The sequence below is a fragment of the Caldifarcimen microaerophilum genome (assembly GCF_055387105.1).
This window is the reverse complement of sequence record NZ_AP038914.1, coordinates 833,115-856,179: the sequence shown is the minus strand read 5'-3', so window position 1 is coordinate 856,179 and position 23,065 is coordinate 833,115. Positions and strand designations below refer to the sequence as shown.

Here is a 23,065-nt window from a genome sequence, read left to right as displayed (position 1 = left end):
TCGAGTTGGTATATTATATTAGGACAAAATGCCCGAACCGTATACTGCCCCGGGGTATGGGGGTCAGGAGGGGTGCCAGAAGAAAAAACCGGTGGCGAAGATTCCGTAGGCTGCAAGGAGCATCACCCCCTCCAGCCAGTGGGACTGCCCGTCGTGGGCCACCGAGTGAATGCCCAGCACTGCAAGCCCCACCGTCACGATTTCCAGGGGATCAAAGAGGAGATCCATCGTCCAGCCCGCAAGACGGGCCACAATCACCAGAAGGGGGGCCACGAAAAGGGCAATCTGAACGCTGGACCCCAGACCAATCCCCAGCGCCACGTCCATCTGGTTCCGGTGGGCCATGAAGAAGGCCGCCGTGTGTTCCGCCGCGTTGCCGATGAGGGCCACGACCACCACCCCCACGAAAAACTCGCTCCACCCCAGGGTTTTGAGGGTTCCCTCCAGGGCGTGGATCATCCACTCGCTCAGGATCACCACCCCCAGCACCGCAACCAGGAGGATCAGGAGGGCTTTTCGGGCAGACCAGGGGGGGACTTCCCCGTGGCTCTCATGGCGCACCCGGTGGGCATGGGTTTTGAGGGTGAAAAGGAGGGAGAAGGCATACACGACGAGCAGAATGACCGAAATTTCGGTGGAGAGATCCAGCACCAGGCGGGAAGAGGCGTGCTGGAGGTGGTGAAAAATGGCAGGGAGAAACAGGGCCATCACGGCGAGGAGCATCAGGGTGGACTGCGCACCGGCGGTGACCGCGTCAAAGCGCTGCAGGGGATGACGCAGGCCACCCACCACCATGCTCCCTCCCACCACCAGCAGGAGATTGGCCAGGAGGGAACCGGTGATGGAGGCTTTCACGAGGGTGGTGTAGCCCGCCTTCAGGGCCATGAGGGCGATGATGAGTTCGGCCGCATTGCCAAAGGTGGCGTTCAGAAAGGCACTCAGCGCGGCTCCCGCCCGCTCGGCCAGGGCCTCCGTTGCCCGGCCCATCCAGGAAGCCAGGGGAACGATGGCCAGGGCGCTTGCAAAAAACACCCCCAGGGCAGGCCCCCCTATCAACTTCAGGACCAGCGCCACGGGAGCAAGCCCCAGAAGAATTTCCACACGAAGGAGAAACCGAAGGAAGGGTTTCATGTCCTGTGCAGGGTGGAGGCTCCTTCGGGGGTATAGGTGGGAACCCAGCGCCGCAACCACGCCCGCCAGAAGGCGGGATCCATCACATCCAGATGCTCCAGGAGTTCACCCTCAAGCCGGGCCAGTTCTTCGGGTGTCAGGGCTTCCCGGACCCTTGCCCGGAACACCTTTTCGTGGGGGGTAGGCTCCACACCCTCCTCGGCCTGAAGGAGCTCCTCAAAGAGTTTTTCCCCGGGACGGGGACCCGTGATCACGATGTCCACATCCCGGTAGGGCTCCAGTCCCCTGAGACGGAGGAAGGTTTCGGCAAGTTCCAGGATGGACACGGGCTCCCCCATATCCAGGACAAAAACTTCCCCTTCGCCCCGGGAAAAGAGGGCAGCCTGCAGGATGAGGAAGACGGCCTCTTTGGGGGCCATGAAATAGCGGCGCATGTCGGGGTGGGTCACCGTGAGGGGACCGCCCCGGGCGAGTTGCTGCTCAAACACGGGAAGCACACTTCCCCGGCTTCCCAGGACGTTCCCGAAGCGAACGGCAGAATAACAGGCATTCTCCGATACGGCAAAACCCGTGACGATGCGCTCGGCCAGGCGTTTGGTCGCTCCCATCACCGACGTGGGGTTCACCGCCTTATCGGTGGAGATCAGGACGAAATGGGGCACGCCGTGTTCCCGGGCAAGCCGCGCGAGATACAGGGTGCCCAGAACGTTGGTCCACACCCCTTCCCGGGGATAGGCTTCCACCACGGGCACGTGTTTGAGGGCGGCCGCATGGAAAATCACATGGGGAGGAATCTCTTCAAACAGACGGGCAAGGGATCGGGGGTCCCGGATGTCGGCGAGGGCGATCCGCACATCCCCCTGGAGGCGTTCGGCAAGGAGATACAGGTCGCTTTCGTTGATGTCCAGGAGCACCAGGGTTCGGGGATGAAAGCGGGAGGCCACCTCAGCGAGTTCGCTCCCGATGGAGCCCGCCGCTCCGGTGACCCACACCACCTGGTCGTGAAGCAGGTGCTCCATGCCTCCCTCGTCCAGAGGCACGGGCGGCCTGCGGAGGAGGTCTTCGATGCGGATGGGCCGGGCAGGAGGGATATGGTCCGCATGGAACCACTCGTAGAAATCCGGCATGGCCCGGATGTCCGTGTAGCCCGCCTTCCGGGCCTCCTCAAAGATTTCCCGGATGGTTCGGGCGGGTGCGGAAGGGATGGCAATGAGCAGGGCATCCACGCCCTCCGCCCGGAGTCTCCGGAGCCAGCGGCGCCCCCCCACCACAGGAATGCCGTGCATCAGGGTTCCCCATTTGGCGGGGTCGTCGTCCAGAATGGCCACCGGGCGATACCGTCCATCCCGCTGAAGGGTCCGGAGCACCTGCTCGCCGCCGAACCCCGCCCCATAGATCGCCAGTCCCCGTTCAGGACTCCCGGGGGCCACCACCTCGTGGAAGGCCCGGCGGGCCATCCGGAAGGCGGAAACCCCCACCAGGGAGAACAGGGCCTCCAGCACCGCAAAAGGAAAGGAAAAGGGGGTGGTGAGGGCCCAGAAGAACGCGGAGAGTGCGCTTCCGGTGAGTTCGGCCAGGGCCACCCGGAAGGCATCCACCATGGAGAAATGCCGCCAGGGAAGGGCGGGTGTGTGAAAGAGAAAACCGGCAAAGGTCTTGAAGGGAAGATACAGGAACAGCACCTCCACCGGGACAGGGACCAGGCTGCGCGCGGCGAAGAAAGCGCCCAGGCGGACCAGGGTGTCCCCGAGGGTATACACCACGCCGCGGGTATAAAAATTCCGGGGAACTTTACCCAGCAAGCCCTTCACGGAGTGCCTCCACCACCCGGATCTGTTCCCTTTCGGTGAGGGTGTTGAAGAAGGGGAGGGCGATCACTTCCCGGCTGATCTTTTCTGTGACGGGGAAGCGGCCGGCCAGGTCCGGATACCGTTCCTGATAAGCCGGCTGGAGATGGATGGGCGGATCAAAGTAAGGGCGGACCTCAATGCCCTGATCGTTCAGATGGCGCATCACTTGATCCCGCCGGTCGGCGGGCACCCGGATCACATACACAAACCAGTTCACCTCGGCATAGGGGGCTTCCCGGGGACGGCGAACCTCCGGAAGGTCCTGAAGAAGGGCATCGTAACGCTCAAAAACGGCCCGGCGCCGGGCGCGGAGTTCCTCCATCCGCTCCATCTGGGCGAGCCCCACCGCCGCGGACATCTCGTCCATGCGGTAGTTGTAGCCCACCAGGTCGTGGGTGAGCCACAGGCCTCCCCGGAGGCGTCCCTGGTTCCGCAGCGCCCGCAGGATGGGCAGGAGTTCCTCCCGGGAGGTGATGATCATGCCGCCTTCCCCCGTGGTGATCTGCTTGTTGGGATAGAAGGCAAACACGGCCACGTCTGCAAGGGCTCCGGCGTGAAATCGCGCGTTCCCCGCGAGATAGAAACTCCCCAGGGCCTCGCAGGCGTCCACCACCAGAGGGAGTCCCCACCCGTCGGCCAGGTCCCGCCACGCGGCATAGTCCAGGGGATGGCCGAACACCTCCACAGGAAGGAGGGCCGCAATCCGCCGGCCGGTGGGCCGGTGGATCACCCCTTCCTCCGTTCTCTCGGCCTCCCTTTCCAGGAGGGTCTGCACTTTCCGGACATCCAGGTTGAGGGTGTCCTCCTCCACGTCCACAAAGAGGGGATCGGCCCCGGCATACAGGATGGCGTTGGACGAGGCCACAAAGCTGAAGGGGGTGGTGATCACGAGATCGCCGGGCCGGACACGCACGGCAAGGAGAGCCATGTGGAGCCCCGCGGTCCCGCTGGAGACCGCCACAGCCGGACGGCCTGTGTATCGGGAGACGGCCTTTTCAAACCGCTCCAGGAAGGGTCCGAGGGCGAGACGCCCGGAGGCCAGAACCTCCAGGACATAGGACCGCTCCAGATCCGAAAGGTCCGGTCGGGACAGGGGAATCATGACGGTTTGAGCTTCAGAAACCGGTGTTTGCCCACCCGGAGAACGGCCTCCTCATCCACCCGGAGAACGGCCGTTTCGTCCGTGACCTTCTCACCGTTCAGGCGGACGCTCCCCTGACGGATGAGCCGCCGGGCTTCGGAGCGGGAAATCCCCAGCTCTCCCGAAAGGAGATCCACGATCCCCACCCCTTCAGGGGGCACCGCGACTTCCGGGGCATCCTTCGGTCCCTCGCGGTGGCGGAAGACCCGGACAAACTCTTCCTCTGCCTTCCGGGCGGCCTCCACGCCGTGGAAAAGGGAGACGATTTCAAAGGCGAGGAGGGCCTTGGTGTCCCGGGGGTTTTCTTCCATCTTTCGGGTGAGCTGCGCGAGTTCCGGTTCGGTCTTGTAGAGGACCAGACGGAAATAATCCAGCACCAGCTCATCCGGAATGCTCATCACCTTACCGTACATGTCAAAAGGCGGGTCTTTCAGGTTGATGGTGTTGTCATAGGATTTGGACATTTTGAGCTTGCCGTCCGTGCCCACAAGGAGGGGCAGGGTCAGGATGACCTGGGGTTCCTGACCGAAGGCCTTCTGGATTTCCCGGGCCACCAGGAAGTTGAAGGTCTGATCCGATCCCCCGACCTCCACGTCCGCCCCGATCTCATAGGAGTCGTATCCCTGAAGAAGGGGATAGAGAAACTCGTGGATATAGATGGGGACGCCTTCCCGGTAGCGTTTGGCAAAGTCATCCCGTTCCAGCATCCGGGCGACGGTGTAGGTGGCGGCGAGCTCAATCACCTGTTCAAGAGAAAGTTTCTCAAGCCACTGGGAGTTGTACACCACCTCGGTTCGGGCTTCGTCCAGCACCATGAAGACCTGCTCGAAATAGGTCTGGGCGTTTTCTTCCACCTCTTCGGGGGAAAGCCTGGGCCGGGTGGCCGATCGGCCGGAGGGGTCTCCGATCCGGGCGGTGAAATCCCCCACGATGAACACGATTTCGTGCCCCAGATCCTGGAGATCCTTGAGTTTTTTGAGACAGACGTAATGGCCCAGGTGCAGGTCGGGGCGGGTGGGGTCTGCACCGTATTTGATGCGAAGCCGCCCTTTACGCTGGAGTTTGGAGACCAGCTCCTCTTCGGGGAGGAGATCCACCGTGTTCTGCCGGAACACATCCAGTTCTTTCTGGAGATCCCGACTCATTCCTCCTCCTCGGCAAAATAGAGGAACACGCTGCAACTCGGGCACCGGAAAAGCCCCGTCCGGGCATCCGGTTCCAGGGCGGTGGGAAGGACGTTAAAGCAGTTGGTACAGATTTCCCCTCCGGCCGGGATCACGATGCCCCGGCCATAGGTCTTCCACATCCGCCGAAACTCGTCCACCGCTTCCACGCCCAGCACCTCCTCCAGCTTCTTGCAGAGTTCGTCCCGACGCTCCTGGAGCTGCTGGAGGGCGTTCTCCGGGAGGGGGAAAATTTTCTGGTAGTCCTGAGACCGGGCGTCCCGGAGGATTACCTCCAGCTCCTGGAGCTCCAGCATCAGCACCTCCGGTTTCTTCATGCTTCCTCCTTGGAGAGGGTGAGGAGATAATCCCGAAAGGCCTTGGGATCGTCGATCTCCATCCAGTCCTTCCGCCGGGCGAGTTTTCGCGCCAGGTTGGCGATGTGCCCCAGGGTGAGGAGATAGCCGGTGCTCCCGTCATGGGGTGGGGCCACGATCAGGAAGAAGAGGTGGACGGGTTTTCCGTCAATGGCATCAAAATCCACCCCTTCTTTCGAGCGTCCGACCACCACCTCCAGACGGTCCACCACCAGACTCCGGCTGTGGGGGATGGCGATCCCCTGGCCCACACCGGTGGAACCGATGGCTTCCCGTTTCTTCAGCGTGACCAGAAGGATTTCCTTCTTGTCCTCGGGAAGACCCAGCACGTCCACAAGTTCCTCCAGGGCCTCCTCTTTGGTGCGGGCCTTCATGTCCATGAGCATACGGTCTTCACGGATGAGCGACTCCAGCATGGTTCCCTCCCGGTTTGATCAGAGCGGAAGATCCAGTTCTCCAAGCATCTCCTGCATCTTCCGTTCCGTTTCTTTCAGGGCGTGTTTCTGTGCCTCCTGGATGGTCCGGGTGAGTTCCTTCTCCACCTTTTTCGTGGATTCCTGGAGAAACTCCGGCTTCAGAATCTCCAGTTTCTGGACCACACCCTCGCCGTTCACCACCACCCGGACCACTCCGGCCGGGCTTTCGTAAGGGTAGGACTGTTTCTTGATCTCTTTCTGGATTTTCTTCAGTTTGCGCTGAAGGTTCATCATATCCTTCATCTTTCCGAAATCCATCATGACGCCACCTCCTCGAGGTTCAGGGCTTCAAAGAGCAGGGCACGGGGACGGTCGTGAAGAAGTTCCACCGGCTTGCCCGCCACCTGCTCCAGTTTGGGAAGGATCTCCTGAAGGATGGATTTCTCCGTGTCGTTCCGGTAGCGGACCACCACCCGGTCCGGATGCTCTTCCACCACCGAATGGGCCACCACCCCCAGGACCATCTCCCGGGATTCCACCTTCACAAGATTCTGAAAAACGGGCGGAAGGTCGATGGACGGCCGGGCAGAGGGTGCGTCGTTCGCGGGTTCGGAGGGGGGAGCGGAGGACGAGGGCGAGGACGGTGCAGGGCGGGGTGGGCTGTGAAGAACGGCGGGACGATGGGGATAGCCGCCTCTTGATAGAAGTTCGCCAAGGGAGGGGAGGGTGGCGGCATGGGCCATGCGATAGAGGGTATAGCGGAACAGAAGTTCTTCGAACCGGGTGTAGCGCTGGAGGGCGTCGTGTTCCAGAAGGAACCGGCTCCACGCGAGAAGCCGGGAAGAGGCAACGGGTTCCCCCCGAAAGGCCCGATCCATCTGCTCTTCCAGGGTCTCGGCCAGGCCAGCCGTCCAGTCCCGGGGGAGAAGCCCCCGCTCTCTCCCCTCCTCCACCACCTTCCAGGCCGCCACAACGTCCCCGGCTTCCAGGGCGGAAAGGAGGGCACGGAAGAGATCTTCTGGAGGGAGTCCCAGGGCTTCCCGGACCGCCCGGGCGTCCAGTCGTTCCCCTCCATAGAGGGAGACGAGTTCCAGGGTGCGGAGGGCGTCCCGGAGCCCTCCCCGGGCATGCCGGGCGATTTCCAGTGCACCCTCCCGGGTGAGGGGGATGTGTTCTTTTTCGGCGACTTCCATGAGTCTCCGGGCGATCTGCTCCCGGGAAATGGGGCGGAAATCGAGGCGCTGGGCGCGGGATTGCACGGTTTCGGGGATGCGGTGGGGCTCGGTGGTGGCCAGCACAAACACCACATGGGGTGGAGGCTCTTCCAGGGTTTTGAGGAGGGCGTTGAAGGCTTCCCGGGTGAGCATGTGGGCCTCGTCAATGATATACACCTTGAAACGCCCGTCCGGGGGCAGAAGGTGCACCTTTTCCCGGATCTCCCGGATGTCGTCAATTCCGCGGTTGGAGGCGGCGTCCATCTCCACCACGGAAAGACTCCGCCCCTGCTGGATGCTCACGCAGGCAGAACACGTCCCGCAGGGCTCGGGGGTGATGCCCTGCTCGCAGTTGAGGGCCCGGGCCAGGATGCGGGCGGTGGTGGTTTTGCCCACACCCCGGGGCCCGGCAAAGAGATAGACCGGGGAAACCCGGCGTTCCCGCAGGGCGTTCTGGAGCACCCGGGCCACCCCTTCCTGGCCCACCAGATCCTCAAACCGCTGGGGCCTGTATCGAACCGGAAGATTCATCCCGCTTCCCATCCGTGCAAAAACCCCCACTCCACGATGCGTTCAGGCCGGGAATGCCTTCTGTTTCAGGAAATGAGCCAGGAGACGTACGCCGAAGCCCGTGGCCCACGGGTCGCCGATGCCCGTGCCCGCAATGTCCACATGGGCCCAGGGGGTCTCCTTCTGGATGAAGTGCCAGAGAAACGTGGCACCCACGATGGCTCCCGCCTCTCTCTTTCCCGCAGAATTCATGAGGTCCGCCACCCGGGACTTCAGGAGTCGGGTGTATTCCTCGCCCACCGGGAGGGGCCAGAGACGTTCACCCGTCTCTTCTCCGGCCCGGACGAGGGCGTCCCGGAGGTCATCGCGGTTGGAAAACACCGGTGCCCGGCTTTTCCCCAGGGCCACCACGGCCGCCCCGGTGAGGGTGGCGAAGTCCACGGTGGGGACCCCGGGAAAGCGCTCCTGGATATAGGCCAGGGCATCGGCCAGGATCAGGCGCCCCTCCGCATCCGTGTTGGTGATCTCCACATGAAGTCCGGAATACATGCGCACCACGTCCCCCGGACGCGTGGCCTTCCCTCCAGGCATGTTTTCCACGAGGGGGATGGCCGCCTCCACCCGGACGGGAAGGCCGGCGCGGGCCACGGCTTCCACGATCCCCACCACCGTGGCGGCACCCGCCTTGTCCTGGCGCATGGCCACCAGATCGTTCATCTGGGATCGTTTCAGATTGATCCCGCCCGTGTCGAACACCACCCCTTTCCCCACCAGGTTGATGGATTTCGCGGGGTTTTCCGGAACATAGGAGAGAAGGAGGAGCCGGGGGGGACGGTGGGAGCCCCGGGCAACGGCCAGGATCCCGCCGAAGCCCCTTTCTTCGAGTTCCTTCTTGTCCAGCGCCTCCACCTGAACCGGGAGGTTCGCGAAGGTTTCCCGGGCCCGTGCCACAAAGGCTTCAGGAGAAAGGAGGTTGGCGGGCATGGTCCCCAGGGTTCGGGCACGCCAGACGCCCCGCATCACCCCTTCCACCCACGTCCAATCGGGAAAGTCCCGATCCAGGACAATCCGGATGGGGTTCTGGGGGGCGGGATGGGCAAAGCGATACAGGGCGTCGAGAAGACCCTCCAGGGCGGGCGCCTCAAACCCTTCCGGGAGAACGGCCTGGAGGGTGACGCCTTCTCCAGGCAGCACGCGGGAAAGCTCGCGGGTTCGGGCGCGGATATCCCCGGGGGTGAAGGAAGCGATCACCCGGATTTCGTTTTCTCCCACGAGGAAGGGCACATCCCCCTTTTGTGCCCAGTCAGGGGCCTCTTCTTTCGGGATCCAGCGAAGCACCAGGTCGGGCGCGACCCTGTTCACCTGGATGAGGGGAAAGTTCATGAACCGTCCTCGATCACATACCGGAACACAAAATGGGCGTTGCCCAGCGTGATTTCGTCTCCGTCTTCCAGGACCGTGGGGGCCACGATCCGGGGACCCCGGTTGATGTAGGTTCCGTTGGTGGACCCCAGGTCCTCAATCACAAACTTCCCGTCCTCCCGGAGAAAGATCCGGGCATGACGGCGGGAGATGTAGGGGGCTTCGGGGAGAAAGGAGAGGTCGATGTCCACCGGCCCCGTTTCTTTGGAAAACTTCCCGATGATCACATCACCTTCCACATCGATTTCTTCACCGGTAAGACGCCCGTGGCGCTTCACCAGGAGTTTTCCCCGGACCTTCTGCCGGAGCTCTTCCGCTGCCGGGATCAGATCCTCCGGAGCCTCCTCGACCTCGATGTCCAGGGGTTCATCCTCCACACCCAGAGAGGCGGAAAGTCGAGTGGTGGAGGTCTCATCCTGACGCTGGAGGGTTTCCAGGAAGAGCATCATCCAGTCCTGATCAATGGTGCGTTCCGGTGCGGGGATGTTCATCTCCTGGAGGAACTCTCCATCCGAGAGGCTCAGGATATACAGGAGGGCCTCTTTGCCCTTCATGCGCTCGAACCAGGCGTGGACGACCTGACCCCGCTCGATGTAAATCTCGCCCTCCCCGCGATCCGTCCACACGTGGATCCGGCTGGTGTATCCCCCCTGACAATTCACCTGAACGAGATTCCGCAGATTCAGCGTGCGCAAATTCCCCCGAATGGCCATAGTGGGGGAATTATACGCCGGGGGTGAGGAAATATCAATACACCGGGCGGGGTTCATCCCATCGGCGCCCCATCGGATCGCCACAATTTGAAAGTCTTTTTCTGGACGTGTACAATATCCCTCATCCAACCCAACGAGGGAGGTGTGTGTGATGTCGGAAACTTCCGTGGATAAAAAGCCGACCAAGGAAGAGATTCTTGAGGCCCTGAAAAACGTGTATGACCCGGAGATCCCCATCAACATCGTGGATCTCGGGCTGGTGTATGGCGTGGAGATCAGCGACGAAGGCAATGTCCATGTTCTGGTGAGCCTCACGGCTCCCACCTGTCCCATCGGGGATTACATTCTGGAACAGGTGAAAGAGGCGGTTCGGAGCGTCCCGGGCGTGAAGGAGGTGTCCGCCGAACTCACCTTTGAACCCCTCTGGAACCTGTCCATGGTAAGTGAAGACGGCAAGAAGATGCTTCGCGCCATGGGGTTTCCCATCTGAAACGAGGGAGGAACGATGGCCAGACGCTTCTTTTTCACTTCAGAGTCCGTGACCGAGGGGCATCCGGACAAGATCTGCGATCAGATTTCTGACGCCATTCTGGACAAGGTGATGGAGGACGATCCCCGGGGACGGGTGGCTGTGGAAGCCCTGACCACCCGGGGCCTTGTGATGGTAGCGGGAGAGATGCGCACGTCCACCTATGTGGACATCCCCAACCTGGTGCGGGAACTCATCCGCCAGATCGGTTATACCCGTCCGGAATACGGTTTTGAGGCCGAGTCAGTTGCGGTGATCACTTCCATCCAGGAGCAGTCTCCGGACATCGCCATGGGGGTGGATATCGGTGGTGCCGGGGATCAGGGCCTGATGTTCGGGTTTGCGGTGGACGAAACTCCTGAACTCATGCCGCTCCCCATCATGCTTGCCCACCAGCTGGTTCGTCGTCTCTCCGAAGTGCGCCGTCAGGGAATTCTCCCCTATCTCCGGCCAGATGGGAAATCCCAGGTCACGGTGGAGTATGTGGACGGCGTCCCCGCCCGGGTGGAGGCGGTGGTGCTCTCCGCCCAGCATGACCCGGATGTGGCCATGGACGATCTCCGCAACGATCTTCTGGAAGAGGTGATCAAAAAGGTCATCCCCTCCTCCATGCTGGACGACAGAACCCAATATCACATCAACCCCACCGGTCGTTTTGTGATCGGGGGGCCGGTGGCCGACACCGGTCTCACCGGGCGGAAGGTTATGATTGATACCTACGGGGGATATGCCCGTCACGGAGGCGGAGCCTTTTCTGGCAAAGATCCCACCAAGGTGGACCGTTCGGCCGCCTATATGGCCCGGTATATCGCCAAAAACCTGGTGAAAGCCGGGGTGGCGAAGAAGGTTGAGGTGCAGCTGGCGTATGCCATCGGGGTCGCCCAGCCCGTGGCCATCTATGTGGACACCTTTGGAACCTCCGAGATCCCGGAAGAGGAAATCGTGAAGGCCATCCGGAAGCGCTTTGATCTCTCTCCGAAAGGGATCATTCGGGAGCTGGATCTTTTGCGCCCCGTCTATCGCAAAACGGCCGCCTATGGTCATTTCGGACGGGAAGAAGAGGGCTTCACCTGGGAACGCACAGACGTGGCCAAAGACTTTGAGGAGCTTCTTTCATGAGTCAGACGGTGGACCATCACGTGGCGGATCTCTCCCTTGCCCCGGGGGGAAAGAAAAAGATCCTCTGGGCGGGGGAGCACATGCCGGTGCTTCAGCGCCTGCGGGCGAAATACCGTGACGAGAAACCCCTCAAGGGCATCCGGATTGCGGCGTGCCTCCATGTGACCCCTGAAACGGCCAACCTGATGATCGCCCTGAAGGAAGCCGGTGCGGAGGTCCGTCTCTCCGCATCCAACCCCCTGTCCACCAAGGACGATGTGGCGGCTTCCCTGGTGGCGGATTTCGGAATCCCCGTGTTCGCCCGGCACGGGGAATCCCGGGAGGAGTATTACGAACACCTGAAGGCTGTGCTCTCCATCCATCCCCACATCACCATGGACGACGGGGGTGACCTCACCGTGTTTGCCCACACGGAGGGGAAGGCCTTCGCGGACGCCATCCTGGGCGGAACCGAAGAAACCACCACCGGGGTGATCCGCTTTCGGGCGATGGAAAAGGCTGGAACCCTGCAGTATCCCATTGTGGCCGTGAACGACTCCCTCACCAAACATCTGTTTGACAACCGGTATGGAACGGGCCAGTCCACCATCGATGGCATCCTGCGGGCCACCAACCTCTTGCTTGCGGGTTCGGTGGTGGTGGTGTGCGGCTATGGATGGTGTGGCCGGGGCGTGGCCATGCGGGCGCAGGGGATGGGGGCCCGGGTGATCGTGACGGAGGTGGACCCGGTGCGGGCGCTGGAAGCGGTGATGGACGGATTTGAAGTGATGCCCGTGGAGGAAGCGGCCAAACGGGGAGACTTCATTGTCACCGTGACGGGGAACAAGCACGTGCTGGACGTTCCGGCCTTTCAGAATCTGAAGCACGGTGCCATTCTGGCCAACGCCGGGCATTTCAACGTGGAGATCAACCTGGAGGCCCTGGAGGCCATGGCGGTGCGGGTGGAGCGGAACGTCCGGCCCTTTGTGGACGCGTATCATCTGAAAGATGGCCGGGTGGTGTATGTGCTGGGCGAAGGACGCCTGGTGAATCTGGTGGCGGCGGAAGGTCATCCACCGACGGTGATGGATATGAGTTTTGCCAATCAGTTTATGGCGGCGCTGTATCTCGTCGAGCATGGGAAAACCCTGGAGGCCAGGGTCTACACCCTCCCCCGGGAGATTGACGATGCGGTGGCCCAGGAGAAACTCGCCTCCATGGGCATCGCCATGGACACGCTCACGGAGGAGCAGCGCCGTTACCTTGAATCCTGGGAAGAGGGGACATAGGGGGTGATACGGTGAGTGACCACACAACCCTCAAAGCCCAGTATCCCGAGGTCTTCGCCACGGTGGAGGAGGCCGTGGACACCATCCGCAAGGGCGGCATGGTGATCGTGGTGGATGACGAAGACCGGGAGAACGAGGGCGATCTCATTATGGCGGCCGAAAAAGTCACGCCCGAGGCCATCAACTTCATGGCCGTGCACGGGCGGGGGCTCATCTGTCTCTCCCTCACCGAGGACCGGTTCAAATATCTCCGGCTGGAAATTCCTGTGGAAAAAAGCCATCCCGACGACACCAACTTTGGCCTTACCGTGGATGCGGCCCACGGCATCACCACGGGGTCTTCGGCTCACGATCGGGCCCGCACCATCCGGATTGCCGTGGATCCCCATGCCCGGCCGGAGGATCTGATCCGGCCCGGTCACGTCTTCACCCTCCGGGCCATGCCGGGCGGGGTGCTGGATCGTCCCGGTCACACCGAGGCTTCCGTGGATCTTGCCCGCCTGGCTGGGCTCTACCCTGCAGGGGTGCTGTGTGAGGTCCTCAACGAGGACGGGTCCATGGCCCGTCTCCCGGACCTCATCCGGTTTGCCCAGAAACACGGCCTCAAGATCCTGACCATCAAGGACCTGGTGGAATATCGTCTCCGGAACGAAGGTCTGGTGGTCCGGGAGGCCGAAGCCCACCTCCCCACCCGATTCGGGAATTTCCGGGTGGTTGCCTATGAAGACCGGTATTCCCGGGCGGTCCACCTGGCGCTGGTGAAGGGGGATCTCTCGGGAGACGAGCCGGTTCTCGTCCGGATCCACTCCGAGTGTGTGACCGGAGACCTTCTGGGTTCCCTCCGGTGCGATTGCGGAGACCAGATGGAAGACGCCCTTCGGGCCATTGAGGCGGAGGGACGGGGTGTGTTCATCTATCTCCGGCAGGAGGGCCGGGGGATCGGGCTTCTGGACAAGATTCGTGCCTATCGTCTGCAGGACAACGGTCTGGATACGGTGGAGGCCAACGAGGCGCTGGGACACCCGCCGGATGCCCGGGACTACGTGGCCGCCTATCAGATCCTCCGGGATCTGGGCGTGGGGCAGGTCCGGCTCCTCACCAACAATCCCCACAAAGTGCAACGCCTTCAAGAACTCGGCGTGGAGGTGGTGGAACGGGTCCCCATGCCGGTGCGGGTGAGGGAGGAGAATCTGCGGTATCTTCTTGCCAAACGGGACAAACTGGGCCATCTTCTGGACGGTCTGGAGCAGGCCCTTCAAAAGGAGCAAGCGTCCGAATGAGCAAAATCGCAGTCGTCTATACGCGTTATCACGAACGGGTGGTGAGCGCCCTGATGGACGGTGCGCTTGAGGCCTATTACGAGGCCGGGGGGGATCCGGACGACGTGATCCTGGTGGAGGTCCCCGGTGCCTTTGAGATCCCCTATGCAGCCAGTGCCATGGCCTATGAAGACGGTGTCCGGGGGGTGGTGGTGCTGGGATGTGTGATGAAAGGGGAGACCAGCCATCATCACCACCTGGCGTCCAGCGTGTTCCACGCTCTGGCCGAACTCAATGTCTGGGGACCGGTGCCGGTGACCCAGGCCATCCTCACCGTGGACACCATGGAACAGGCCCTTCAGCGATCCGGTGGAAAGTTCGGGAACAAGGGCCGGGAGGCCATGGAAGCCCTGCTTTCGATGCTGGATCTCTTCGCCCAGGACGAAGAGGAGGACGAGGACCACAACCATGCCGAAGATTGAGGAAGTTCGCGATCTTCTGATGCGCATCGAGATCCCGCCCGACAACACGCCCCTTTTGAAGAGCGGGTGGGTTCGGGATCTCGCGGTGGAGGATGATCGAATTTCCTTTGCTCTGGCGGTGCCCGCCGAACTGGCGGGGCTCAAAGAGGAGATCCGATCGCAGGTGGAGGCCATCGTCCGGGAAAACTTCCCGGATGCGGAGGTGTCGGTGAAAGCGGTGGCGGCGCCCCCACCTCCCAAACTCCAGCGGCCCGGAGCCACGCCGGGGAAGCCCCGGGAAGTCGAAGGCGTGAAGCACGTGATCGCGGTGGCGAGCGGGAAAGGAGGGGTGGGCAAGTCCACCGTGGCTGTGAACCTGACCCTGGCCCTGCGGGAACTGGGGCTTTCGGTGGGGATTTTTGACGGTGACATCTGGGGACCTTCGGTGGGACGGATGCTGGGACTTGAGGAGGCCGAACTCCGTCCGGATCCGGAAACCGGAAAGGTTCGTCCACCTCTGGTTCACGGGGTGCGGATGGTCACCATGGCCTTTTTCCTGGATTCTCGCACGCCCGTGATCTGGCGGGGCGCCATGATCCACAAGGCCTATGAACAGCTTTTCTTCGATCTGGATTGGAGCGGGCTGGATGTGCTGGTGGTGGACCTTCCTCCGGGCACGGGCGATCCCCAGCTCTCCCTGGTCCAGCTCGTGGAGGTTTCCGGAGGGATCGTGGTGACCACCCCCCAGGATGTGGCCCTCCTGGACGTGCGCCGGGCCATCCAGATGTTTGAAAAGGTGCAGGTGCCGGTGCTGGGCATTGTGGAAAACATGAGCGTGTTCCGCTGTCCCCACTGCGGGAAAGAAACCCACATCTTCGGAGAGGAGGGGGGCCGGCGCCTTTCGGAGGAATTCGGCGTTCCGGTGCTGGGTTCTCTGCCCCTGGACCCGGCGGTGGTCCGGTTCTCGGATGAGGGCCGACCGGTGGTGCTCACGGACCATCCCGCCCGGGAAGGATACCTTCAGCTTGCCCGGAAGGTGATGGACGTTCTGCAGGTTCGCGTATGAAAAAACCCACCGCCCTCGTGGTTCAGTCGGGCAACCCCGACATGAGGATGGTGGAACTCCTGCTTGCTTCCCTCGGGGTGCAGATCGAGAAGGTGGCCAACAGCGTGGCCTTTGGCAGGGCGCTGGAACGGACCCTCCCGCCCGACGTGGTGCTGGTGGATCTGGACGATTCGTCCTTTGTGACCCCCACCACCGTGGCCGCCCTCCGATCCCGGTGGCGGGACACCCTGATTTTCGTTCTCTCCCGGGATCGGGCGAAGGGGGAACGGGCCGAGGAGGTGGGTGCGGACGAATTCATCCCCAAGCCCGTGAACTATGAGGACCTCAAGAAACTTGTGGAGGTGGACCTTTACACCGCCATTCCCCAGGTTCAGGAAAAGATCCAGAAGGCCACGGCCCAGGTGGAGGTGGGGGAGCTCTCCCCCAAAATGGTGGCGGCGGTGGTCATGATCATGAAATCCAACCGTTCCGGGGCGTTTCGCCACGGATATGAACGGGGGGTGTATTTTGCCGGGGGCAAAATCGTGCACGCCCAGTATGACGACCGGGTGGGTGAGGCGGGGCTTGCGCTGGTGCTGGCCGAAAAGCATCCTGAAAATTACCGCTTCCATCCCCGTGAGATCCCGCGGGTGGAGATGACCCTCTCCATGAACATGAAGGCCTTTCAGGACTTTCTCAAGAAGCTTCGCTCCACGCCGTGATTCTCGGGCTTCTTCTCGCCTTTGCCCTTCCGGAAAGTCTGGTGTGGATTCCCTCCTGGGGGGGATGGGCGCGGGTGGTGTATGCGGCCGGGGTTCCGGTGGACACCCTGCCTGCCACCTACCGTCCGGAGGTGCTCCTGGACAGCCTGATGCTTGCCGGGCTCCAGACCCGCAACGCGGGAGACACCGGCCGAAGAGGTGGAGGGCTCATTCCGGACATCACCATCCCCGTGCGCCTGCCGGGCTTCGGAAATCTTGAAGAAACCAGTTCTCTGCAGGTCAACGGTAACCAGGAACTTTCCTTCTCTTTTTCCCGGAATTACACCTCCAACCCCGCCATCGTGGAGTCCCAGGGCGGGGCGGCGAGCTTCCCCGAACTGGAACTCAACCAGAAACTTCTCCTTTCCCTCGTGGGCACCATCGGCCGGAAGATCAGTGTCCAGATTGACCACAACTCCGAGGTCCAGGACAACACCAAGAACACCATCCGCCTGCGCTACACCGGGGATGAGGACGAGATCGTGAAGGTGCTTGAGGCGGGGAACACGGAGCTTCGCCTTCCCCTCTCCATGCGGTATGCGGCCTTCTCCGCCGGGGGTGGGGCCAAAAAGGGGCTGTTCGGCCTGCGGGGGGAACTCCAGTTCGGACCGGTGGACCTTGCCTTTGTGGCCACCCGCCAGCAGGGGCAGAGCCAGTCCCAGGAACTCCAGGCCGGGGGCACCGTGCAGGAGCGAACCATCTTTGCCAAAGATTATGAGAAGGACCGGTTTTTCTATCTGGGCGAGCCCCAGCCCATCCAGCAGCTTGTGGTGTTTCTCGACGATCAGAACGTCACGAACGACAACGAACTGGGGGCCCAGGTGGGCCGGGCCTGCTTTTTTGACCTGGACGGCACCCCCGACTTCAACGATTGCGAGAGCGGAAAATTCCATCCCCTCCTTGAATCCAACGGGGATTACATCTTTTACGAAACCAGCAACGTGATCGAGATCAAAAACGCCCCGACGAGTTTCCGGCTGGGCGTGTTCTACATCACCCAGAACGGAGACACGGTGGGTGACGTCTCGGGGGACACCCTGGTGCTGAAGCTCATCCGCCCCCTCTCCCCCACCATCGAAAGCGGGACCCATCGGGATTCGGTGCTGTGGTTCCTGCAGCTTCGCAACGTGTATGAACTCTATTCTGAAGTCGAAGCCCCGGAGGTGCAGAGCCTCCAGCTCACCATCTATCGAGATTCCGCCGGTGTCCTCCTCTCCGGGGAAGGAGGTCAGACCTATCTTCAAATCTTCGGTCTGGATCCGGACGGAGACGGGCAGATCAACGAAACCGTGTTCCGGAACGGACAGCCCATCACGGTGTGGGATCGGGCCCGGGGCCTCCTCTTCTTCCCCGACCCCCTTCCCTTCATCCGTTCGGACCTGTCCGAACCGGATTCTGTCATCTATTTCAAGGACCAGCTTCTTTCGGGCGAGGGGGTCACCTATCGCCTGGTGGTGCGGTATGTGACCCGGAGCCGGGAGATCCAGCTTCCCTTCAACGTGCTGGAGGGAAGCGTGCGGGTGGTGGCGAACGGCCAGCCCCTGCAGGAAGGGGTGGACTATGAGGTGGACTACGATTTTGGCGTGGTCCGCATTCTGAACCCCCAGATCCTTCAGGACACCTCCGTCCGCCTATCCGTCTCTTATGACTACGGCGAAACCTTCTCTCTCATGCAGACCTCCTTGCTGGGGATGTCCCTGTTCTCCACCACGCCGGATTCCTCCCTGTCCCTGGCGGGTGTTTTCCTCTATCGGGGCCAGAGCAGCCGGGATCTGAGACCCACCTGGGACGGGGGACCGGGGAGAAACTTCGTGGCGGATCTGAGGCTGGAAGGCGGGATGGCCCCGCTGTGGCTGCGGAGGATCCGGGATCTCTTCCCCGCCGCCCGCCGGTTGCCTCCTTCCCCTCAGCGACGGCGGGAGAACCTGCTGTCCTTTGCGCTGGAAGGAGCAAGGTCCTTTCCCAATCCCAACACCCTCGGCCGGGCCTATGTGGACGATATGGAGAGCCGGAGCCTGGTCCTGTCCTTTCCGGTGACCTATGCCCGGGCCTGGAAGTGGGGGAGTCCACCGGAGGACCGGGACACCTCGGAACTCGCCCGTTCCGCCTTCTGGGCGGCACCGGACAACTTTTTCCTTCGGGGGGACATCTATCCCAACCTCCCCACACCCCAGCAGCGAAACGAACGGGCGCCGGTGCTCATGTGGGTGGCCGACCCCATCCATCCCGGGGATACGACCAACTGGGCGAGCCTCAACACCGTGCTGGACCCGGTGGGGGCGAACCTGCGCAACTATGAGTTCCTGGACGTGGTGGTCCAGGGGGATGCCGGTGTGGTGTGGGTGGATCTGGCCACCAACCTGAACGAAAACAGCATCCGGAGAAACTGCCGTGGAGAGATCGTGGGGGCGGATCTGGTCCTGGAGACGGAAGACCGGAACAGCAACGGACTCCTGGATCCCGGGGAGGACACGGGGCTGGACGGGGTGGCCGGGGACGACAACGCCCAGGTTCCGGGGGACGACTGCAACGACGATTACCGGTTTGACCTTTCGGACTATTCCCGCGCCTCCGGAACGGAGAAAAACGGGGGCCGTCCGGACACGGAGGACCTGAACGACAACGGCCAGCTGGACGTGTCCAGCGACTACATCTCTGTTCCCGTCCCCCTGGATCCCGCCCTCTACAGCGTGTACGGCATTGCTCCCTATGCCGAGGTGAACGGGTGGAAGTTCTATCGCATCCCCATCCGGTCCCCGGTGCAGGAACGGTACGGCGCCCGGTTCCAGGAAAGTGCGGTCCGGTTTGGGCGGCTGCGGTGGGAGAACTTCACCCGGAAGGACACCCTGTTCATCGCCCAGATGGACGTGGTGGGGAACGACTGGCGCCGGGCGGGGATCGTGGACGAAACGGGCACGTCTCCGGTGGACACCACGGTGGAGCGGATGGCGGTGGGCACGGTGAGCACGGACGAGACGCCGGACTACACCCCCCCGCCCGATGCGGTGCGCCTCCGCCTGGCGGACGGCACCCTGGAGAGTGAGCGATCCACCAGCCTTCTTGTGGAAAACCTCCGCCCCGGTCATCTCGCCCTGCTGGTCCGGGATCTGGGAGAAAGGCGGCAGAATTACCGGAACTACCGGAAACTCAAACTCTGGGTCCGTCCCCGCCCCGGGTCGAGCCCCCCCTACGGCACCTTCGTTTTTCGGGTGGGCACGGACTCCGTGCGCTACTATGAAATCCGGACCCCCCTCGCCGGGGGATGGCAGGAGGTGTGGCTGGATCTGGATCACCTTCCCCGGGTGAAAGACAGCCTGCGGAACGCCGTGGGCGGAGACACCCTGACAAGCGGAAACCTCACCGTTGTGGGCGAACCCAACCTCCATGCGGTGGGCTATCTCGCCTTCGGCCTGGCCAACACCGATTCGATGGATCTTTCCCTGGAAATCTGGGTGGACGACATCCAGCTCCTGGAGCCCCGGACCCGGCCTGGCGATGCGGCGAGCGTCCAGGCAGAACTCAACCTTTCGCCCCTCCTTCGGGCTTCGGTTCAGGGCTCGTATCTGGACGACGACTTTGTCCCCTTTGAAAGCCGGGAGCCGGGATATGAAACCAGCCGGCAGGTGACCTACACCCTGCACAGCGAACCCTTCGGGGTGCTGTCTTCCCGCCCGCCTGTTCAGCTCTCCCTGAATTATGAGGAAAGCCGGGACCGCCGGGTTCCCCGCTATGCCCCCGATTCGGATCTTCTCATCGAAGGGGATCTGGCCGACCGATTTGCGAGCACCAACACCTCGTCCCGGTTCAACGCCTCCCTGGGGTTTTCCCCTCTCATGGGGGGAGGACTGGCCCTCCCCTCCTTCACCTATACTCGCAACCGTTCCAGTGCGCGGGGACCCTATGCTTCCTCGTCGAGTTTCTCCCAGAACCTCACCGGAACCTGGAATCTCCGGGTTCTCCGACCTGGCTGGACCCGGTGGGATCTTCGCCCCTGGCCCACGAACCTGAACCTCACCGCTTCTTATGCGGAAAACCGGAGCCGGAGCCGGGATGTCCGGGCGGGCACGGACATCCAGACGTGGAAGTGGTATTATGACCTGGGGGGTAACGTGGGAGCCCAGCCCTTCAAGAACCTGAACCTCTCCTATCGCCGGTCCCACCGGTTTGCGGGCTATCTCGCCCCCGGGGATCTGCGTCCTCCGGAACTGTCCCTGTCCGAAGGCTATTCTGCAAGCTGGAGTCTGGGATGGTGGGGCGTGGTCCTCTCCCCGCGCTACGACAATTCCTATTCCGAAAACCGGAGCGAAGACCCCCAGGTCCTGGCAAGTGGACTCCGGAACATCAGCCTCAACCAGACGGTGGGGGGCGGGATCACCCTGCCCACCTCCCGGATCCTCCGGCTTGTTGCCGACTGGATCCGGCGGGGTCTTCCCGACACCACCCGACGGGTGGGCTCCCCGGCCTGGCTTCTGGACCGCCTCCAGAGCAGCCTGTCCCGTATGCCGGATGTGGGGGCGAACCTGACCTATTCCCAGCGGCTCAACGCCAACAGCGTGGCCGGACGGCCGGACTGGCGGTTCCGCCTGGGGCTTTCCCGGGACCTTCCGTCCTTTGACGAACAGACCTATGGGGAAACCCGCACCACCTCGTTGCAGCTCAACAACCTCACCCTGAATGTCATGAGCCTCAACCTGACGTTTCGTCCGTCCTGGTCCTGGACCCGGACCTTCACCGCTTCGTCGGCCTCCTTCCAGGATCAGCGCACCTGGCCCTCGGTGAGCGTGTCCACCAGCCTGGCCCGTCCACCCCTCCCTCTCCCCGAACCCTGGCGGATCATGAGTCTGATGGTGAACGGGAGCGTGGACCGGACCCTTCAGGTGAGCGGGAAGCTCGAACCGGAGAAAATCCCGGAGACGGAGAGCCGTTCGGATCGTTTTGCGCTGAACCTCAACGCCTCCCTCCGGAACGGGGTGCGCCCCCAGCTTTCCTATGAGCGGAGCACCACCCGTCAGAAGACCTTCACGGTGGGCTACACCGGGGAAACCCTCAACCGGAACTCCGCCCTCACCTTTTCCTTTGCCTACACCTTCTCCCGGCCCGGGGGATTTCGTCTGCCCCTTTCCGAAACCCGTATCCTCCGGATGTCCGGCAACCTGACCCTGAACTTCTCCTATTCCCGGTCCCGGAACGAGTCTTTTGCCAACGGAACACCCAACGGAAGTTCCTCCCGGACGGAGTGGATTCTCTCCGGGAACTACAACTTTGGGACCGGTGTTTCCGGGGGGCTCACGCTGCAGAAGTGGGAAACCCGGGATCAGTCGGAGAACGTCTCGGGACGGACGGAACTCCGGTTCAACGTGGTGTTTCAGTTCTGATCAGATCACCCCCACCCGGATGCGGTGGTGGCGCCACACGAAGAAGGAGAGGGTGAGGTTCCAGATCATGAGGGATAGGGCGGTGGCGATGGCCGTGCCCACATAGCCCATCCGGGGGGTCAGAAGGGCGTTCAACACGATGTTGGTGATCAGGGCGATCCCCACCCCGGTGGCGGTGTCCCGTTCCCGGTGGGTGAGCTGAAGGACCCACCCCACCGCCCCGGCTCCCACGTTCACGAGCTGCCCGAGTCCCAGGAGGAGGAGCACGCTGTATCCGGGGCGATAGGCGTCGCCCGCCAGGCCCAGGGCCCATCCTCCCAGAAGGGCCAGGCCTCCATAAACGAGAAGTGCCCCCACAAAGGCCAGACGGATCAGGCGCCGGGCCCACCGGGCAAAACGGTCCATCTGGCCGGTCAGGTAATGCTGCACCACACGGGGGGCGATGGACGCGTTGGCCACGAGAAGAGGAAAGGACACAAACCCCGCCAGGCGGAGGGCCAGCCGATAGATCCCCACCTCCTCGTTTCCCCGGAACCATCCCAGCATCACCATGTCCACCTGGGTGTTCAGGGCGAAAAGGCTTCCGGCGAGAAACAGGGGAAGGGCGGAGGCAAACCAGTTCCGGATGTCATAGGTGGGTCGGGCGGTCCGGTAGGCGGGGGGAACACTCTGCTGAAAAATCGTCTGGAGAACGATCACCCCGAACACGTAACTGCCCACAAAGGCAGCCGCCACCCGGGGGAGGGTGAGCCCCGGAAAGGCAAAGAGCAGGATCAGGCTGAGGGCATAGGCGATGCCGGTGAAGGGGATGCTGGCCAGCACGATGCGTTTGAGGCCCCGGAGGGAAAAGATCTGAAGGGCCTCCAGGGAGGCGATGAGGAGGAAGGGAGACAGCAGGGCCAGGGTTTCCAGGCGACCGTGAGGGTCAGGGGAAAGGCGGGAGAGGAGGACCAGCCCCAGGGCGAACATCCCCCCCACGCTCACCATCCAGAGAGAGACGAACCGGCGAAGCCCCTTCACCAGGCCCCAGGTGCCTTCCACCAGGGCCCGGCCCACCTCCCGCATGGTCACGGTGGGAAAGCCCAGGTTCACCGCCACCAGGAGGATGTTGAGAAGGGCGACGGCATAGCCGTATCGCCCGTAGTCGGCAGGCCCCAGACCCCGGGCCAAGAGATAGCCGTTCACCACCTGGATGGCGATGGCCAGCACCCGGGAGGCAAACACCCCGAGAGATTCCCGGGCCTGGGGGGAGGAGCGAAGGGCACGCAGACGGTTCATGGACAGGGGCTATTGTGCAGAACGGGGGAAGGA

19 protein-coding genes are annotated in these 23,065 nt (G+C 62.6%); 8 read left to right on the top strand and 11 right to left on the bottom strand.

Annotation, left to right across the window (positions count from 1 at the left end; genetic code table 11):
* Window positions 1-63 precede the first annotated feature (63 nt).
* Genes cax through AC6HU3_RS03930 form a run of 10 tightly spaced genes read right to left on the bottom strand, consistent with a single transcriptional unit; the run spans window position 64 to window position 9,937 of the window.
* On the bottom strand, window positions 64-1,131 hold the full coding sequence (gene cax / locus AC6HU3_RS03975) for a calcium/proton exchanger (RefSeq protein WP_497474869.1): 1,068 nt from the start codon (window positions 1,129-1,131) through the stop codon (window positions 64-66).
* Window positions 1,128-2,942 (bottom strand): polysaccharide biosynthesis protein, encoded by a 1,815-nt coding sequence (locus AC6HU3_RS03970; protein WP_497474867.1) that lies wholly within the window; start codon window positions 2,940-2,942, stop codon window positions 1,128-1,130. Before AC6HU3_RS03970 ends, cax begins: the two co-directional genes overlap by 4 nt.
* Window positions 2,923-4,083 (bottom strand): DegT/DnrJ/EryC1/StrS family aminotransferase, encoded by a 1,161-nt coding sequence (locus AC6HU3_RS03965; protein ID WP_497474865.1) that lies wholly within the window; start codon window positions 4,081-4,083, stop codon window positions 2,923-2,925. Before AC6HU3_RS03965 ends, AC6HU3_RS03970 begins: the two co-directional genes overlap by 20 nt.
* Window positions 4,080-5,267, bottom strand: coding sequence for a tyrosine--tRNA ligase (gene tyrS, locus AC6HU3_RS03960; RefSeq protein WP_497474863.1), 1,188 nt, complete (start codon window positions 5,265-5,267; stop codon window positions 4,080-4,082). The genes AC6HU3_RS03965 and tyrS overlap by 4 nt, the downstream gene beginning before the upstream one ends.
* Window positions 5,264-5,623, bottom strand: a complete 360-nt coding sequence (locus tag AC6HU3_RS03955) for a hypothetical protein (RefSeq protein WP_497474861.1) — start codon at window positions 5,621-5,623, stop codon at window positions 5,264-5,266. Before AC6HU3_RS03955 ends, tyrS begins: the two co-directional genes overlap by 4 nt.
* Window positions 5,620-6,078 (bottom strand): PTS sugar transporter subunit IIA, encoded by a 459-nt coding sequence (locus AC6HU3_RS03950; protein ID WP_497474859.1) that lies wholly within the window; start codon window positions 6,076-6,078, stop codon window positions 5,620-5,622. The genes AC6HU3_RS03955 and AC6HU3_RS03950 overlap by 4 nt, the downstream gene beginning before the upstream one ends.
* Before the next feature lie 18 nt (window positions 6,079-6,096).
* Window positions 6,097-6,399 carry a YbaB/EbfC family nucleoid-associated protein gene (locus AC6HU3_RS03945; RefSeq protein WP_497474857.1) on the bottom strand — a complete coding sequence of 101 codons (303 nt, stop codon included), beginning with the start codon at window positions 6,397-6,399 and terminating at the stop codon, window positions 6,097-6,099.
* A complete protein-coding gene (dnaX, locus tag AC6HU3_RS03940; protein WP_497474855.1) occupies window positions 6,396-7,823 on the bottom strand; it encodes a DNA polymerase III subunit gamma/tau in 1,428 nt (475 codons plus the stop codon). The genes AC6HU3_RS03945 and dnaX overlap by 4 nt, the downstream gene beginning before the upstream one ends.
* A gap of 42 nt (window positions 7,824-7,865) precedes the next feature.
* Window positions 7,866-9,185: a leucyl aminopeptidase family protein gene (locus AC6HU3_RS03935; RefSeq protein ID WP_497474853.1), complete on the bottom strand. Its 1,320-nt coding sequence runs from the start codon at window positions 9,183-9,185 to the stop codon at window positions 7,866-7,868.
* Window positions 9,182-9,937, bottom strand: coding sequence for an FHA domain-containing protein (locus AC6HU3_RS03930; RefSeq protein ID WP_497474851.1), 756 nt, complete (start codon window positions 9,935-9,937; stop codon window positions 9,182-9,184). Before AC6HU3_RS03930 ends, AC6HU3_RS03935 begins: the two co-directional genes overlap by 4 nt.
* A gap of 151 nt (window positions 9,938-10,088) precedes the next feature.
* On the opposite strand from AC6HU3_RS03930, the gene AC6HU3_RS03925 reads away from it, so the two are divergent.
* Genes AC6HU3_RS03925 through AC6HU3_RS03890 form a run of 8 tightly spaced genes read left to right on the top strand, consistent with a single transcriptional unit; the run spans window position 10,089 to window position 21,754 of the window.
* A complete protein-coding gene (locus AC6HU3_RS03925; RefSeq protein ID WP_497474850.1) occupies window positions 10,089-10,427 on the top strand; it encodes a metal-sulfur cluster assembly factor in 339 nt (112 codons plus the stop codon).
* 15 nt (window positions 10,428-10,442) lie between these two features.
* Window positions 10,443-11,585 carry a methionine adenosyltransferase gene (gene metK / locus AC6HU3_RS03920; RefSeq protein ID WP_497474849.1) on the top strand — a complete coding sequence of 381 codons (1,143 nt, stop codon included), beginning with the start codon at window positions 10,443-10,445 and terminating at the stop codon, window positions 11,583-11,585.
* Window positions 11,586-11,593: 8 nt separating this feature from the next.
* Complete coding sequence (gene ahcY, locus AC6HU3_RS03915) at window positions 11,594-12,853, top strand: adenosylhomocysteinase (RefSeq protein ID WP_497536282.1); 1,260 nt, start codon at window positions 11,594-11,596, stop codon at window positions 12,851-12,853.
* 11 nt (window positions 12,854-12,864) lie between these two features.
* Window positions 12,865-14,133 (top strand): bifunctional 3,4-dihydroxy-2-butanone-4-phosphate synthase/GTP cyclohydrolase II, encoded by a 1,269-nt coding sequence (locus AC6HU3_RS03910; protein ID WP_497474847.1) that lies wholly within the window; start codon window positions 12,865-12,867, stop codon window positions 14,131-14,133.
* On the top strand, window positions 14,130-14,594 hold the full coding sequence (ribH, locus tag AC6HU3_RS03905; protein WP_497474845.1) for a 6,7-dimethyl-8-ribityllumazine synthase: 465 nt from the start codon (window positions 14,130-14,132) through the stop codon (window positions 14,592-14,594). Before AC6HU3_RS03910 ends, ribH begins: the two co-directional genes overlap by 4 nt.
* Complete coding sequence (locus AC6HU3_RS03900) at window positions 14,581-15,639, top strand: Mrp/NBP35 family ATP-binding protein (protein WP_497474843.1); 1,059 nt, start codon at window positions 14,581-14,583, stop codon at window positions 15,637-15,639. The genes ribH and AC6HU3_RS03900 overlap by 14 nt, the downstream gene beginning before the upstream one ends.
* Window positions 15,636-16,340 (top strand): hypothetical protein, encoded by a 705-nt coding sequence (locus tag AC6HU3_RS03895; RefSeq protein WP_497474841.1) that lies wholly within the window; start codon window positions 15,636-15,638, stop codon window positions 16,338-16,340. Before AC6HU3_RS03900 ends, AC6HU3_RS03895 begins: the two co-directional genes overlap by 4 nt.
* Entirely contained in the window at window positions 16,337-21,754 is a 5,418-nt protein-coding gene (locus tag AC6HU3_RS03890) for a hypothetical protein (RefSeq protein WP_497474840.1), read from the top strand. The genes AC6HU3_RS03895 and AC6HU3_RS03890 overlap by 4 nt, the downstream gene beginning before the upstream one ends.
* Here AC6HU3_RS03890 and AC6HU3_RS03885 read toward each other — a convergent pair whose 3' ends face one another.
* Window positions 21,755-23,032, bottom strand: coding sequence for a flippase (locus AC6HU3_RS03885; RefSeq protein ID WP_497474838.1), 1,278 nt, complete (start codon window positions 23,030-23,032; stop codon window positions 21,755-21,757).
* Window positions 23,033-23,065 lie beyond the last annotated feature (33 nt).